At 66.9% G+C, this 14,721-nt stretch carries 13 protein-coding genes; 12 read left to right on the top strand and 1 reads right to left on the bottom strand.

Going from position 1 to position 14,721, the window contains the following annotated elements; all coding sequences use genetic code 11:
- The first annotated feature begins 52 nt into the window (after window positions 1–52).
- The 11 genes from ftsW (at window position 53) to HHL13_RS07140 (ending at window position 12,589) form a co-directional block, all read left to right on the top strand.
- Window positions 53–1,198, top strand: coding sequence for a putative lipid II flippase FtsW (gene ftsW, locus HHL13_RS07190; RefSeq protein WP_169556815.1), 1,146 nt, complete (start codon window positions 53–55; stop codon window positions 1,196–1,198).
- The gene (gene murG, locus HHL13_RS07185) at window positions 1,195–2,346 is read left to right on the top strand and encodes an undecaprenyldiphospho-muramoylpentapeptide beta-N-acetylglucosaminyltransferase (RefSeq protein WP_169555020.1); all 1,152 of its coding nucleotides are present in this window, start codon (window positions 1,195–1,197) and stop codon (window positions 2,344–2,346) included. Before ftsW ends, murG begins: the two co-directional genes overlap by 4 nt.
- Window positions 2,343–3,755: a UDP-N-acetylmuramate--L-alanine ligase gene (gene murC / locus HHL13_RS07180; RefSeq protein WP_169555019.1), complete on the top strand. Its 1,413-nt coding sequence runs from the start codon at window positions 2,343–2,345 to the stop codon at window positions 3,753–3,755. The genes murG and murC overlap by 4 nt, the downstream gene beginning before the upstream one ends.
- Window positions 3,752–3,946, top strand: a complete 195-nt coding sequence (locus HHL13_RS07175) for a hypothetical protein (RefSeq protein ID WP_169555018.1) — start codon at window positions 3,752–3,754, stop codon at window positions 3,944–3,946. The genes murC and HHL13_RS07175 overlap by 4 nt, the downstream gene beginning before the upstream one ends.
- On the top strand, window positions 3,919–4,842 hold the full coding sequence (gene murB, locus HHL13_RS07170) for a UDP-N-acetylmuramate dehydrogenase (protein ID WP_169555017.1): 924 nt from the start codon (window positions 3,919–3,921) through the stop codon (window positions 4,840–4,842). Before HHL13_RS07175 ends, murB begins: the two co-directional genes overlap by 28 nt.
- A complete protein-coding gene (locus tag HHL13_RS07165; protein WP_169555016.1) occupies window positions 4,809–5,759 on the top strand; it encodes a D-alanine--D-alanine ligase in 951 nt (316 codons plus the stop codon). Before murB ends, HHL13_RS07165 begins: the two co-directional genes overlap by 34 nt.
- Window positions 5,756–6,673: a cell division protein FtsQ/DivIB gene (locus HHL13_RS07160; protein ID WP_169555015.1), complete on the top strand. Its 918-nt coding sequence runs from the start codon at window positions 5,756–5,758 to the stop codon at window positions 6,671–6,673. The genes HHL13_RS07165 and HHL13_RS07160 overlap by 4 nt, the downstream gene beginning before the upstream one ends.
- A 2-nt stretch (window positions 6,674–6,675) precedes the next feature.
- Complete coding sequence (gene ftsA / locus HHL13_RS07155; RefSeq protein ID WP_169555014.1) at window positions 6,676–7,935, top strand: cell division protein FtsA; 1,260 nt, start codon at window positions 6,676–6,678, stop codon at window positions 7,933–7,935.
- 117 nt (window positions 7,936–8,052) lie between these two features.
- A complete protein-coding gene (ftsZ, locus tag HHL13_RS07150) occupies window positions 8,053–9,585 on the top strand; it encodes a cell division protein FtsZ (RefSeq protein ID WP_169555013.1) in 1,533 nt (510 codons plus the stop codon).
- A 96-nt stretch (window positions 9,586–9,681) separates the two neighbouring features.
- Complete coding sequence (locus HHL13_RS07145) at window positions 9,682–11,394, top strand: SPOR domain-containing protein (RefSeq protein ID WP_169555012.1); 1,713 nt, start codon at window positions 9,682–9,684, stop codon at window positions 11,392–11,394.
- 28 nt (window positions 11,395–11,422) lie between these two features.
- Window positions 11,423–12,589: a deoxyguanosinetriphosphate triphosphohydrolase gene (locus HHL13_RS07140; protein WP_169555011.1), complete on the top strand. Its 1,167-nt coding sequence runs from the start codon at window positions 11,423–11,425 to the stop codon at window positions 12,587–12,589.
- A gap of 33 nt (window positions 12,590–12,622) precedes the next feature.
- On the opposite strand, the gene HHL13_RS07135 is transcribed toward HHL13_RS07140, so the two are convergent.
- Window positions 12,623–12,907, bottom strand: a complete 285-nt coding sequence (locus HHL13_RS07135; protein WP_169555010.1) for a hypothetical protein — start codon at window positions 12,905–12,907, stop codon at window positions 12,623–12,625.
- 219 nt (window positions 12,908–13,126) lie between these two features.
- Here HHL13_RS07135 and HHL13_RS07130 point away from each other — a divergent pair, with 219 nt between their 5' ends.
- Window positions 13,127–14,716 carry a DUF1800 domain-containing protein gene (locus HHL13_RS07130; RefSeq protein WP_169555009.1) on the top strand — a complete coding sequence of 530 codons (1,590 nt, stop codon included), beginning with the start codon at window positions 13,127–13,129 and terminating at the stop codon, window positions 14,714–14,716.
- Window positions 14,717–14,721: the final 5 nt, after the last annotated feature.

The following is a 14,721-nucleotide window of genomic DNA, read 5'->3' as shown; positions in this document are numbered from 1 at the left end:
CCGCCGCCGCGTCGGCAATCAGATCGGCCGCGCCAACCAGACGCGCGCGGGCATGTGGTTCTGGGAAGTCGATCGCGTCCTGCTGCTGCTCGTGCTGCTGCTGATCGCCATCGGCCTGGTCGCCGTCGCCGCCGCATCGCCCGCCACCGCACGGCGCTATTCGGATGGGGCGCATATCGTCGCGCCGATGTATTATTTCTGGCGCCAGCTGATCTGGGTCGCACTGTCCGTGCCGATCATGATCGTCGTGTCGATGATCCCGTTGACGCTCGCCCGGCGCGGCGCGCTGATCGGGGCGGGGATCTGTATCCTGCTGCTCGTGCTGCTGCCCTTTATCGGCAGCGAAGTGAACGGCGCGCGGCGCTGGATCAATCTCGGCGTCTCCGATCTCCAGCCCTCGGAATTCCTCAAGCCGCTCTTCATCGTGTCGATCGCGTGGATCCTGTCGCTGCGCGCCAGCGACAACCAGTTGCCGATGACGCTGATGCTCGGTGTCACCGGCGGCCTCACTGCGCTGGTTGCGATGCTGCTGATGATGCAGCCGGACTTCGGCCAGACGATGGTGTTCTGCATCGTCTGGATCATCCTGCTGACCGTTGCCGGCATCTCGCCTGCAGTGATCGGCGGGCTGGCGGCGTTGGGCCTGGCCGGTATCGTCTCGGCCTATCTCTTCTACAGCACCGCGCGCATCCGCATCGACAGCTTCCTGTGGCCGACCAAGGAAAAGGCGCTGGCCGAGCATTACCAGACCAACATAGCCGAGCAGACGCTTACCTCCGGCGGCCTGTTCGGCACCGGCCCGGGCAGCGGGCAGGTGAAGTTCAAGCTGCCGGAAGCGCATACCGATTACATCTTCTCGGTGATCGGCGAGGAATTCGGCCTGCTGGCCTGCGCGGCCATCGCGATCCTCTATGTCGCGATCATACTGCGCGTGCTGCTGAAGCTGATCGACGAAGAGGATGCGTTCAAGCTGCTGGCGGCCACCGGCCTCGTCGCGCAGTTCGGGGTTCAGGCGTTCATCAACATGGCGGTGAACACCGGTCTGGCGCCGTCGAAGGGCATGACCTTGCCCTTCATCAGCTATGGCGGATCGTCGATGATCGCACTTTCGATCGGGATGGGGCTTTTGCTCGCCTTCACGCGCCGAAACCCGTATCTGAAGCGCTCTCCCTATACCGTGCGGTGGAGCGGCACATGACGAATTCGCGTACCTATGTTCTGGCGGCAGGCGGCACCGGGGGGCACATGGTGCCCGCGGCGGCGCTGGCGACGGAGCTGCTCGGGCGCGGTCACCATGTCGCGCTGATCTCCGACGATCGCGGCGTGCGTTTTCCCGGGCTGTTCGAGGATATCGAGACGCACGTCCTTCCGGCCGGCCGTCTCGGCGGCGGACCGCTGGGTTTCGTCAAGGCGGCGGGCAAGATGCTCGCGGGCCGATCGATGGCGATCACGCTGTTCAAGGAAATGCATCCGAGCTGCGTGATCGGCTTCGGCGGCTATCCCGCGCTGCCCGCGCTGCTCGGCGCTTTCTCGCGTGGCGTGCCCACCGTGATCCACGAGCAGAATGCAGTGCTCGGCCGGGTGAACCGCTATGTCGCGGGCAAGGTCGATGCGATCGCCACCAGCTACGAGACGACCGAACGGCTGAAGGATAGCTGGAAGGCCAAGACCCATCATATCGGCAATCCGGTGCGCGAGGCGATCTTGGAACTGCGCAGCCGGCCCTATCCGATGCTGGACGAAGACGGCATCTTCCGCGTGCTCGTTACCGGCGGCAGCCAAGGCGCGTCGATCCTATCGCAAGTTGTGCCCGATGGCCTCGCGCTGCTGCCGACCCATTTCCGCCGCCGCCTGCAGGTGACGCATCAGGCGCGCGTCGAGGATATCGATACGGTCCGCGCCAAATATGCCGCGCACGGCATTCCGGCGGAGATCGCGACCTATCTACCCGACATGCCCGAACGCCTCGCCTGGGCGCATATCGTGATCGCACGGGCAGGGGCCTCGACCATTTCCGAGCTGACCGCCGCGGGCCGTCCCGCGATTCTCGTGCCACTGCCCAGCGCGACCGACGATCACCAGACCGTCAACGCGCGCGAGATCACCGCCGCGGGCGGCGCGCGCACGATCAGCCAGCGCGCCTTCACCGCGCCGGAACTTGCCAAGCAGATCCAGAAGCTCGGGCTCGACACGGTCGGGCTAGAAAATGCGGCGGCGCGCGCCAAGTCGTGCGGCAAGCCCAATGCCGCGCGCGATCTCGCCGATCTCGTCGAATCCATCCACGCGCCGGAGGCTCCCATCGCCGTCCGCCGTGCCGCCATGCAGGGAAGGCCCGCTTACTCATGAAGGGCGTTGCAACCGACATCGGGACCATTCACTTCGTCGGCATCGGCGGTATCGGCATGTCCGGTATTGCCGAGGTGATGCACAATCTCGGCTACAAGGTTCAGGGTTCAGACGTCGCCGAAGGCTATGTGATCGAGGGGCTGCGCAAGCGCGGGATTTCGGTGTCGATCGGCCATGCCGCCGACAATCTGGGCGATGCCGCCGTGGTGGTCACTTCCACCGCGATCAAGCGTGGCAACCCCGAAGTCGAAGCCGCCTATGAGCGCCGGGTGCCGGTGGTGCGCCGCGCAGAGATGCTGGCCGAGCTGATGCGGCTGAAATCCACCGTCGCGGTGGCGGGGACCCACGGCAAGACCACCACGACTTCGATGATCGCGGCCCTGCTCGATGCCGGCGGCGTCGATCCGACCGTCATCAACGGCGGCATCATCAACCAATATGGCTCGAACGCGCGTCTGGGCGACAGCGACTGGATGGTGGTCGAAGCCGACGAGAGCGACGGCAGCTTCCTGCGCCTCGACGGCACGATCGCGGTCGTGACCAACATCGATCCCGAACATCTCGACCATTATGGCTCGTTCGACCGGGTGAAGGACTGTTTCGTCGAGTTCGTCGAGAATGTCCCCTTCTATGGCGCGGCGTTGCTGTGCCTCGATCATCCCGAGGTGCAGGCGATCATCCCGCGCGTGCGCGATCGCCGGATCGTCACCTATGGCTTCGCGGCGTCGGCCGATGTGCGCGGCGTCAACGTCACGCCTCATGCGGGCGGCAACCGGTTCGAGGCGATCATCCGCCACCGCGACGGCACGACGCGTTCGATCGAGGGCATCGACCTGCCGATGCCCGGCCGCCACAATGTCCAGAACGCGCTCGCTGCGATCGGCGTGGCGCTGGAGCTGGGCATCGACGACGCGACGATCCAGCAGGGATTCGGCCGCTTCGGCGGCGTCAAGCGCCGCTTCACCAAGGTGGGCGAGACCGGCGGCACAACGATCATCGACGATTACGGCCATCATCCCGTCGAGATCCGCGCCGTGCTCTCCGCCGCGCGGGAAAGCGCGCAGGGCAGGGTGATCGCGGTGATGCAGCCGCACCGTTTCTCGCGTCTCGGCAATCTGATGGACGACTTCGCTCAGGCCTTCAACGACGCCGACATGGTCTATGTCACCCCGGTCTATGCCGCGGGCGAGCAGCCGGTCGAAGGAGTCAGCGCCGAGGATCTGGTCGAGCGCGTCAAGCAGCGCGGCCATCGCGCCGCAGCGACGATCGCCGACGCCGCCGCGCTTGCCGCCGCGCTTGCCGACGTGATCCAGCCGGGCGACATGGTCGTGTGCCTCGGCGCGGGCGACATCACCAAATGGGCTGCCAGTCTGGCAACCGCGATCGACGAGGCGAAAGTTTCGGCATGAGCGACTTCTTCACCACCGCGATGGAAATGCAGCGCGAGATCCTCCGCGCGCAAAAGGCTCAGCTCGACGCTGCCGAGAAGATGCTCGACGGCGCGAAGCAACTGACCGATCTGCAGGAGGTGAGCCAGAAGGCGGTCGAGGCCAATATGACCGCGTGGAAGCAATGGGCGAAACTGTGGGGGTGGAAGTGACGGCAGTTGCCGAACTCCCCAAGGTCCGTGGAAAACTGACGGCGAACGCGCCGCTGGCGCCGCTCGTCTGGTTCAAGAGCGGCGGCGCAGCCGAGTGGCTGTTCGAGCCGGCTGATGTTTCCGACCTCGCGGATTTCCTCGCCCAGCTCGATCCCGCCGTTCCGGTGATGGGGCTCGGCCTCGGGTCGAACATGATCGTACGCGATGGCGGGGTGCCCGGCGTCGTGGTCCGCCTCGGCAAGGCCTTTGCGAGCGTCGAGCAACTGGACGCGACCACGCTGCGCTGCGGCGGCGGCGCGTCGGGCATCCTCGTTTCGTCAAAGGCGCGCGATGCGGGCATTTCGGGCGTCGAGTTTCTCCGCTCGATCCCCGGCACGGTCGGCGGCTTCGTGCGCATGAATGGCGGGGCCTATGGCCGCGAGACCTGCAACGTCCTGACCGAATGCGACGTCGTCCTGCGTTCGGGCGAACGCCGCACGCTGGCGCTTGCCGATCTCGGCTACACCTATCGCCACAGCGAATTGCCCGAAGGCGCGATCGTCGTTTCGGCGACCTTCCGCGGCCATCCCGGCGAGCCCGTCGCGATCCAGGCCGAGATGGACCGCATCGCCGCCGCGCGCGAGGAATCGCAGCCGCTGCGCAGCAAGACCGGCGGATCGACCTTCAAGAACCCGCAGGGCCACAAGGCGTGGCAGCTGGTGGATGAAGCCGGCTGCCGCGGCTTGCGCAAGGGCGACGCGCAGGTCAGCGAAAAACATACCAACTTCCTGCTCAATCTCGGCGAGGCGAGCAGCGCGGATATCGAGGCGCTGGGCGAGGAAGTCCGCGCGAAGGTCAAAGCGAAAACAGGGGTCGAACTCGAATGGGAAATCCAGCGCGTGGGGATCGTGAAGTGAGCAAGCTCCACGTTGCGGTGCTGATGGGCGGCTGGTCCAACGAGCGCGAAGTGTCGCTGATGTCGGGCAACGGCGTCGCCGACGCACTGGAGTCGCTTGGCCACAGGGTCACGCGCGTCGATATGGATCGCAATGTCGCGGTGACGCTCGCCGGCCTGAAGCCCGATATCGTGTTCAATGCGCTGCACGGCTCGCCCGGCGAGGATGGCTCGGTGCAGGGCATGCTCGATCTGATGGGCCTGAAATATACCCATTCGGGCCTGGTCACCTCGGTGATCGCGATCGACAAGCAGCTGACCAAGCAGGCGCTGGTGCCGCATGGCATCCCGATGCCCGGCGGCCGCATGGTGCGTACCGAGGACCTGTACCGCGAAGACCCGCTGCCGCGCCCTTATGTGCTCAAGCCGGTCAACGAAGGTTCCTCGGTCGGCGTCGCGATCGTCACCAACGAGAGCAACTACAGCAATCCGATCTCGCCCGAAGCCAAGGGGCCGTGGCAGGAGTTCGACGAGCTGCTCGCCGAGCCCTTCATCCGGGGCCGCGAGCTGACCACAGCGGTCCTTGGCGACCGCGCGCTCGGCGTGACCGAGTTGAAGCCCAAGAGTGGCTTCTACGACTATGATTCCAAATATACCGAGGGGCTGACCGAGCATGTCTTCCCCGCACAGATCCCGGACGAGATCACCGATGCCTGTATGCGGCTCGCGGTCGACGCGCACCGGCTGCTCGGCTGCAAGGGCGCGTCGCGCTCCGATTTTCGCTGGGACGACAGCCAGGGCGTGGACGGCCTGTTCCTGCTCGAAACCAATACCCAGCCAGGCATGACCCCGCTCAGCCTCGTACCCGAACAGGCGCGTTATTGCGGCATGTCGTATCCCGAACTGGTCCAGTGGATCGTCGAGGAAGCGCTGGGATGACGAAGCGGACGGTCCGCCGTTCCCCGGCCCGCGCGCCCGCGAAGAAGCGGCAGCAGGTTCGCAAGAAGAAGGGGCCCGGCCTGCTCGACCAGGCGATGAGCGCGTTGCCGGTCAGCCATGAGACGCTGCAGAAGATCGCGACCTGGGGCATCGTCGGCGTCACCGGCGCGGTTGCGCTGGGCGTGGCGAGCTTTTTCGGCGTGCCGGGCATGGTCGGGGTAGCTGCGTCAGAGGTGGTCGGCGAGATGGGCTTCCGCGTCGAACAGGTCGATCCCTACGGTCTGAAGCACATGGACAAGATGACCGTCTATCAGGCCGCGCTTGACCAGAAGTCGCGCGCGATGCCGCTGGTCGATCTCGAGCTGGTCCGCGAGCGACTGCTGCAATATCCGTGGATCGAGGATGCGCGCGTCTCGCGCCGCCTGCCGAATACGCTGGTGGTCAACGTCGTTGAACGCGAAGCCGCCGCCGTCTGGCAGAATCGCGGCGTGCTGATGTTGATCGATCCCAATGGCGTCGCGCTGGAATCTGTGTCGCGCGATGCGATGCCAGATCTGCCACTTCTGGTGGGCGAGGGCGCGAACAAGCAGGAACATGCCCGCCGCCGCCTGATGGAGGCGGCCCCGGCGCTTAAGCCGCTGGTCAAGGCATCGAGCTGGGTCGGCAATCGCCGCTGGGACCTGACCTTCGACACCGGCGAGCGGCTGATGCTGCCCGAAGGCGAAAAGGAAGCCGCCGACGCGCTCAAGCGTTTCGCGGAAGATGACGGTACGCAGCGCCTGCTGGGGCGCGGCTTTGTGCGGTTCGATATGCGGGTCGGCGGGACGATCTATGCCCAGCGCCGCCCGGCTCCGGCAAAACCCGCACTCGACGCGGCGGCGCCGGTCGCCGAGAATGTTCAGGGGGAAGAGTAGTCATGGCGAAAGCAGCACCCGAAGGTCTCATCACCGCGCTCGACGTCGGATCGTCCAAGGTTTCGGCGCTGATCGCCCAGCGTACCGATGACGGGCAGCTCGTCGTGCTCGGCACCGGCCAGCGCGAGAGTCGCGGCGTGAAGCGCGGCTATGTCGCCGACATGCATGCAACCGAGCTCGCCATCCGCGAAGCCGTCGAGCAGGCTGAGCGCATCGCTGGCACCAATATCGAGAATGTCTGGGTCAGTTTCTCGGCGGGCGGGCTGCTGTCGGATATCGTCAAGCTGGAAGCCGATCTGGGCGGCCACCGCGTCGAACAGTCGGACATCGACGAACTGCTGAAGGCCGGCCGCGACGCGATCAATCCGCAGGGCAAGATGGTCCTCCATGCTCAGCCGATGCGCTATTCGGTCGACGGCCTTGCCGGAGTGAAGCGGCCGATCGGCCTCCATGCCGACCGGCTCGGCGTCGATATCCATGTGGTCGCCACCGAGGGCTCGCCGGTGCGCAATCTCGATCTGTGCGTCCGCTCGGCGCATCTCGAAGTGCGGTCGATCATCGCCGCGCCGCTCGCGACGGGGCTGGCCTGCCTCACTGACGAGGAGCGCGACTTGGGCGTGGCGCTGGTCGAGATCGGCGCGGGCGTCACCAATGTCTCGGTGTTCCAGGGCGGTGTCCTCTCGGGCTTGGCCTCGATCCCGATCGGTTCGGCCGACATCACCGATGATATCGCTTCGGCCTTCGGCACCGCGCGCAGCTGGGCCGAGCGGACCAAATGCTTCTATGGTTCGGCGAACATCAGCCCGCGCGACAATCACGACATGATCGACGTGGTACATGCCAGCCCTGAGGAAGGCGCCGAAGGCACCCGCATCACCAAGGCGCAGCTGATCGCCGTGATCCGCCAGCGGCTCGAACGGCTGATCCCGGAAATCCAGAAGGAACTCACCAAGCTGGGCATGGGCGATGCGGTGGGCCGCCAGATCGTCCTCACCGGCGGCGGTGCCGAGCTGAAAGGCATTGCCGATTACATGCAGCAGGTGCTGGGCAGCACGGTGCGCGTCGGTCGGCCCAAGGGGCTGGTCGCGCTGCCCGAGGCGCATAGCGGCCCGGGATTCGCGACTCTCGCCGGGCTTGCCTGCTTCGCCGCATCCGACCCGATCGATCTCCGCGCGCTCGAACCGACCCATCAGATGGTGACGCGCGCCAGTCCTCGTGCCGTGTTTTCACGACTGTTGGCCGCGTTTCGGGCGAATTATTGAAGAAATGAGACAGCGCCTGCTTGTTTGCACTAGAGTCAGTGCGGGCGTTGGTGCATCAAACAAACCGATAACGCGCGCAGGCCGGTCGAGTCCGGAAGCGCGAGGGGAGACCACGCAATGAGTATCGATTTTCTGCCGCCCGACGTGGACGATCTGACGCCCAAGATCACCGTGATCGGCGTCGGCGGCGCGGGCGGAAACGCGATCGCGAACATGATCCGCGCCGACGTTCAGGGCGTGGAATTCCTCGTCGCGAACACCGACGCGCAGGCGCTGAAGCAGTCGAGCGCCGGACATCGCATCCAGCTGGGTGCGAAGATCACCCAGGGTCTGGGCGCGGGGTCGCGTCCGGAGATCGGCCGCGCCGCCGCCGAAGAGACGATCGATCAGGTGCAGAAGGCGCTCGAGGGCGCGCACATGGTGTTCATCGCGGCCGGCATGGGCGGCGGCACCGGCACCGGTGCGGCGCCCGTCATCGCCAAGATGGCGCGTGACATGGGCATCCTGACCGTGGGCGTCGTGACCAAGCCGTTCGCGTTCGAAGGCAAGCGACGCGCGCAGAGCGCCGAGGCCGGCATCGACGAGCTGCAGAAATATGTCGACACGCTGATCGTCATTCCGAACCAGAACTTGTTCCTGATCGCCAACGCGAACACGACCTTCAAGGAAGCGTTCGAGATGGCCGACGAGGTCCTCCAGCAGGGCGTTCGCGGCATCACCGATCTGATGGTCATGCCCGGCCTCATCAACCTCGACTTCGCCGATATCCGTGCAGTGATGCAGGAAATGGGCAAGGCGATGATGGGCACCGGCGAAGCCGATGGCGACGACCGCGCCATCGTTGCCGCGCAGAAGGCGATCGCCAATCCGCTGCTCGATGGTGTGTCGATGAACGGCGCCAAGGGCGTGATCGTTTCGATCACCGGCGGCGAGGACATGCGCCTGCTCGAAATCGACGAAGCCGCGAACCACATCCGCGAACTGGTCGATCCCGATGCGAACATCATCTGGGGTTCGGCGTTCAACACCGAACTGGACGGCAAGATCCGGGTCTCGGTCGTCGCGACCGGCATCGATGCCGATGCGCAGGCCGCCGCGAAGCCGGTTGCCGCCGAGCAGCCGCGCGTGTTCAGCTTTGCCAGCCCGCGCCGCCCCGCGGCCGAAGCACCCGTCGCGACCACTGCGCCGGTTGCCGAGGAACCTGCTCCGGTTGCCGAACCTGGCTTCTCCGAGCCGGAACCGCTGACCTTCGCCGATCGCGAGCCGGAAGCCGTCGAAGCTGCGCCGAGCATCCCCGAAGCCTATGAACCCGAAGTCGCGGCCGAGCCGGCCCCGGTCGAGGAAGAGTCGGACGAACTGCTGCTCGGTTCCGAAGTCGCGATGGGGGCTCCCGAGCCGGCCGAGGACTTCTCGATCCAGCCGCCTCAGGCCCCGTCGCCGGAACTCGGTAGCCGCCGCCGTTGGCTGACTTCGGACGACGCGGATGAGGCTCCCGCCGCTCCGCCCGCGCCGAAGCCCGAGCGCAAGTCGGGTGGCACCCTGTTCGAGCGCATGGCTTCGGCCGCGCGCGGCGGCAACAAGTCGGACGATGACGACGACAAGGATCCGCTGGACATTCCGCGCTTCCTGCGCAGCCAGAACAACCAGTAACCGATACGTCCGGCGCGCCCACGGCTCGTTCCACCGAGCCTTGGGCGCGCCGTCATTTTCGGTTCAGCGTTCGCGCGGTGTAGGGTGAGGGAGCCCATGAACCGGATTCGCTTTTCCCATATCCCGGCAATTGCGCTGGCCCTTGCCGCCGGCAGCTTTGCCGTGCCTGTCTTCGCCCAAACCAGCGAAGTCGTTGCCCAGCCCAATCCCGATGCCGACCGGCTGGCGGAAGAAATGCGCGCGCTCGCGGTCGACCCGCGCGACATGCGCGCGCTGCTTTCCGCCGCGGCGATCAGCAACCGGCTCGATGACACCTCCGCCGCGCTTGCCTTCTACGCCCGCGCCGAGAAGCTGGAGCCCGACAATCCCCGCATCTTCGCCGGCCGCGCCGCCGCGCTGGTCAAGCTCGAACGGCCTGGGGAAGCGCTGCTGTTGTTCCAGCAGGCCGAGCAGCGCGGCTTGCCGATGGCGGATTATGCCTCGGATCGCGGCCTTGCCTATGACCTGATGGGTGCGCCGCATCTTGCCCAGCGCGAATATCGTCAGGCGCTGGTGCGCGGCAATGACGATGAACTGCTCCGCCGTCTCGCCTTGTCGCTCGGTATCGTCGGCAAGCCCGAAGAAGCGATGCGGGTGATCGACGGCCTGCTCCGGCGCAGCGATCGTGCCGCGTGGCGCGCCCGCGCGTTCATCCTGGCGATGAACGGCGATATTCCAGGCGCGGAGCGGATCGCGTCGAGCATGATGCCCAACAATATGGGCGCGGCGCTTTCACCCTTCTTCCGCCGCCTGCCGAACATGTCCCCGGGCGACCGCGCCCATGCCGTGCATTTCGGCCAGATGGGACGCACCCCGGGGCGGCTGGCGGATGCGCAACTCTCGCCGCAGCTTTCGCCCTATGTGCCCGAGCCGAAGCCGGTTCAGGTCGCGGCTGCGACTCCGGCGCCGCCCCCCAGTTCGGTCGCCGCCGCCGCGCCTGCGCGCGATCGCCGTTCCCGGCGGGATCGCCCGAGGACCGAAGTCGCGGCTGCCCCGGTCACGTCGCGCCCGGTGCCCCAGCAGGTCGAGGAAAGCCTCCCGCCCTTGCCGCCCCCGCCGCAATTCGTCGCTCCGCCGCCGCAGTTGGTGCAGGAAGTCCCGGCGCCCACGCCAACGCCGCGCCGCCGCCGCGTCGAGATCGCCTCGCTGCCGATGGGCAGCACGCCGGCCGACGTTTTCGGTGGCCCGGCCGCATCGGCGATCGAACGGCCGCGCCGTACCCCTGCGCGGCCCAGTCTTGAGACACCTGCGCTTGCCGGTATCGTCGACGATATCGACGTGCCCGAATCCGAGATTCTGGCGATGGCGGTGCCACCCGTGGTTCCCACGGCCAGCCGGCCGGCACCCGAGCCCATGCGCGTGGCCACCGCTTCCCCGCCGCCCGAGACGAAGGCGAAGCCTGCCGTTACGCGCACCCCGCCGCGCACCGCTGCGCCTGCCGCTGCCGATGCAAAGGGCAAGAAGAAGGAACCACCCAAGCCCAAACCCCCGGCCGAGCCCAAGCGGATCTGGGTGCAGGTCGCCGGTGGCGCCAACGAGGATACGCTGCCGACCACATGGAAGCGCCTCGCCAAAGAAGCGCCGGCGGCGTTCCGTGGCAAATCGGCCTGGTGGACGCCGTTGCGCGCGACCAATCGCCTGCTGGCCGGCCCGTTCAAGACCAATGCCGAGGCGCAGACCTTCGTCAATCTTCTGAAGAAGGAGGGCATGTCGGCCTTCGTCTTCACCAGCGAGCCGGGTCAGAAAATCAACAAGCTGGATCTCAAGTGACGATGATCTCCGTTCGGGAAGGGGGCGCTTGAGCGCGCAGGCGTCATGGGCATGTACGCCCGAGATTAGCCGCGGCCGCCTTCACGAAGAACAGAACGGGACCGCGCGGGGGCCTCGCGACGCCTTCCAGCGCGATCGCGACCGAATCATCCATTCGATCGCCTTCCGGCGCCTGCGCCACAAGACCCAGGTCTTCATGGCGCCCGACGGCGATCATTTCCGTGTCCGCCTGACCCATAGCCTGGAAGTCGCGCAGATCGGCCGCACGATCGCAAGAGCATTGGGGCTGAACGAGGATCTGACCGAAGCGCTGTGCCTCGCGCACGATATCGGCCATCCGCCGTTCGGCCATGCGGGCGAGGATGCGCTGAAGGAAGCGCTGACCGGGCAGGGCGGGTTCGATCATAATGGGCATACGCTGCGGGTGCTGACCACGCTGGAGCGGCCCTATCCGGCATGGGACGGGCTAAACCTGACCTGGGATACGCTGGAGGGGCTGGCCAAGCACAATGGCCCGGTCCGTCATCCGCAATGGGCGCTGGCCGAAGTCGACGCCGCGTTCGGCATGGAGCTGACCAGCTGGCCTTCGCTTGAGGCGCAGGTCGCTGCGCTGGCCGACGACATCGCCTATGACAATCACGATATCGACGATGGGCTGCGCGCGGGTCTGCTGACGCTGGATCAACTGCTCGCAGTGCCGATGATCGCTTCGGGGTGGGCCAAGGTCGAGGCGCGCTATCCCCGCGTGGCGCCGAAGCGGCTGATCGGCGAGATGGTCCGCGCCCAGATTGGCGAGATGGTCAACGATCTGATCGCGGCTACCGCCGCGCGCGTGGCGGAAGCAGGCGTCGGCTCGGTCGCCGATGTCCGCGCGGCCGGCAAGGCGCTGGCCGGCTTCTCGGACGGGATGCGCGATGCCGAACGCGGGCTGAAGCGTTTCATGTACGCCAATCTCTACCACCACCAGAGCCAGCTTGAGGCTGCCGATGCAGCCCGCCGCATCGTCGCGGGCCTGTTCGCCGCCTATGCGGCCGAGCCGGCGCGGATGCCGGCCGAATGGCGCGACGCGCTCCCCCCGGAGGACCCTGCGCGCAGCCGCCACATCGCCGATTTCATCGCCGGCATGACTGATCGCTATGCGATCAATCGCTATGTCGAGATTTACGGCCCGGTCGACTTGCCCGACGCGTTCTGAAGGACGCCGCGCGGTGCGGCGTCCCTCACGAACTCAACGCGTCGAAGCGACCTGACCGGCGGCGGGCTTGCGCACCGGCACGGTGAAGCTGACCGGCTGGCTGTTCATCGTGCCGCGCACGCGCCCGTCGCGCACTTCCAGCCGGAATTCCCCGCCCGGCGACGTCCGCCCTTCGATCACCGTGATCTGGCCGACCTTCTTCGTGGTGTAGCTGTAATCCACGCCGTCGCGGACGAAGCTGGTCTTGCCGTCCTGCGCATAGGCAGGCGCGGCGAAAGCGATCGTGAGGCCGGCTGCGGCGAAAAGAATTCTGATCATGTCTATCTCCCTCGGTTCGATGAGAGCCAGACCTGCATCCTCTGCCTGTGCGCGAGAATGTTGCGCCGCAGCATAAGCGGCAATCGCAAAGCACGCCGGTGACGATTGCGCCCGGCGCAATCGGCGAGCAGACTGTTCCGCGCGACGATCCGGGCGGCATGACACACTTCTGCGACAAGTGCGTTCCACTCTTTCGCATCGTTACCAGAGGACCCGGCCATGTCCGACGCCAGCATCGCCCTCAATCGCTTCGGCCTCGGCGTACGCGCCGGCGAACCTCCGGTCACCGATCCGAAGCGATGGCTTACCGGCCAGTTCGACCGTTACGATGCCCGGCCTGCGCCTATCGCCGGGCTGCCGTCGACATCGGTGATCGCGGGCAACCTCGCCGACTATCTCGCCGATGTCCGCGAACAGCAGCGCGAGCGCCGCCAGTCTGGCGACATGCCCCAGCGCCCCGGCCAGCAGCGCCGCCGCGCCGCGGGTTATACGCCGCCGGCCGCAAGCGGCACCGATCCGGCAATGACGATGCAGGACGGAACGGAGCCGGGTGCCCCGATGCGTCGCCGCAATGCGCCGATGCAGGACATGCCGATGGCGGAGGGGCAGGATATGCCTCGCGATCCGGTCCAGCAGGCGCGTCAGTTTGCCCGTCGTCAGGGCCGCGACTATTATGCCGGTGCGGTCACTGCCCGTTGTCTCGCCTCGCTCGATACCCCCGCGCCGTTCGTCGAGCGGATGGTGCATTTCTGGGCGAACCATTTCGCGGTGTCGGCCGACAAGCTCACCGTGGTCGGCCTTTCCGGCCAGCTCGAGTTCGATGCGGTCCGTCCGCACGTCCTCGGCAAGTTCCGCGACATGCTATTCGCGGTCGAGCGGCATCCTGCGATGCTGCTTTATCTCGATCAGGCCCAGTCGGTCGGCCCGAACAGCGTTGCGGGGCAAGTCGCCCAGCGCCGTCAGGCGCGCCAGCAACCCGGCCTCAACGAAAATCTCGCGCGCGAGATCATGGAGCTCCACACGCTGGGCGTCCGCACCGTCTATACCCAGGCCGACGTCACCGAATTTGCCCGCGCCATGACCGGCTGGACCGTTTCCGGCCTTGGACGCGGCGCCGGCGCGCGGTTCGCGGGCGTCGACGGCAACCCGGGCGATTTCGTCTTCGCCGATCGCATCCACGAACCCGGCGCGCGCACGATCCTCGGCAAGCAATGGCCGCAACAGGGCTATGCGCAGGCGTCGGCGGTGCTCGACATGCTGGCGACCCATCCCGCGACCGCCAAGCATATCGCCACCAAGCTCGCGCGGCATTTCGCCGGAGACGATCCGCCCCCGGCGCTGGTCGCGAAACTCGAACGCAGCTTCCTCGCCACCGGCGGCGATCTGCCGTCGCTCTACCGCGCGCTGATCGACGCCCCCGAGGCCTGGGCGCCCAAACCCGCCAAGTTCCGTACCCCGTGGGACTGGACGATCGCTTCCTACCGCGCGCTCGGCACGCGCGAGCTTCAGCCGCTCGCCGCGCAGAATCTGCTGCGCCAGCTCGGCCAGCCGGTGTGGCAGCCCGGTTCCCCCGCCGGCTGGGATGATGTCGCGGCAAGCTGGGCCGGCCCCGACGCGATCATGCGCCGCGTCGAAGCCGCCGAGCGCATGGCCCAGCGCACCCGCGACACGCTGGATGCCCGTGCCCGCGCCGCCGAACTCTTTCCCGGCGCACTCAGCCCCTCGACGGCACAGGCCATCGCCCGGGCTGAAAGCCCGGGGCAGGGCGTCGCGCTGATGCTCGTCGCGCCCGAATTCATGCGGAGATAAAGGTC

The organism is Sphingomonas sp. G-3-2-10 (genome assembly GCF_012927115.1).
Classification (GTDB): Bacteria; Pseudomonadota; Alphaproteobacteria; order Sphingomonadales; family Sphingomonadaceae; genus Sphingomonas.
The sequence above is the reverse complement of the archived record's forward strand: the minus strand, read 5'-3'. Positions and strand labels throughout refer to the sequence as shown.

Coding starts and splice junctions, on each gene's coding strand:
- ftsW (WP_169556815.1), top strand. CDS start 53: ATGTGGTTCTGGGAAGTCGATCGCGTCCTGCTGCTGCTCGTGCTGCTG.
- murG (WP_169555020.1), top strand. CDS start 1,195: ATGACGAATTCGCGTACCTATGTTCTGGCGGCAGGCGGCACCGGGGGG.
- murC (WP_169555019.1), top strand. CDS start 2,343: ATGAAGGGCGTTGCAACCGACATCGGGACCATTCACTTCGTCGGCATC.
- HHL13_RS07175 (WP_169555018.1), top strand. CDS start 3,752: ATGAGCGACTTCTTCACCACCGCGATGGAAATGCAGCGCGAGATCCTC.
- murB (WP_169555017.1), top strand. CDS start 3,919: ATGGGCGAAACTGTGGGGGTGGAAGTGACGGCAGTTGCCGAACTCCCC.
- HHL13_RS07165 (WP_169555016.1), top strand. CDS start 4,809: ATGGGAAATCCAGCGCGTGGGGATCGTGAAGTGAGCAAGCTCCACGTT.
- HHL13_RS07160 (WP_169555015.1), top strand. CDS start 5,756: ATGACGAAGCGGACGGTCCGCCGTTCCCCGGCCCGCGCGCCCGCGAAG.
- ftsA (WP_169555014.1), top strand. CDS start 6,676: ATGGCGAAAGCAGCACCCGAAGGTCTCATCACCGCGCTCGACGTCGGA.
- ftsZ (WP_169555013.1), top strand. CDS start 8,053: ATGAGTATCGATTTTCTGCCGCCCGACGTGGACGATCTGACGCCCAAG.
- HHL13_RS07145 (WP_169555012.1), top strand. CDS start 9,682: ATGAACCGGATTCGCTTTTCCCATATCCCGGCAATTGCGCTGGCCCTT.
- HHL13_RS07135 (WP_169555010.1), bottom strand. CDS start 12,907: ATGATCAGAATTCTTTTCGCCGCAGCCGGCCTCACGATCGCTTTCGCC.
- HHL13_RS07130 (WP_169555009.1), top strand. CDS start 13,127: ATGTCCGACGCCAGCATCGCCCTCAATCGCTTCGGCCTCGGCGTACGC.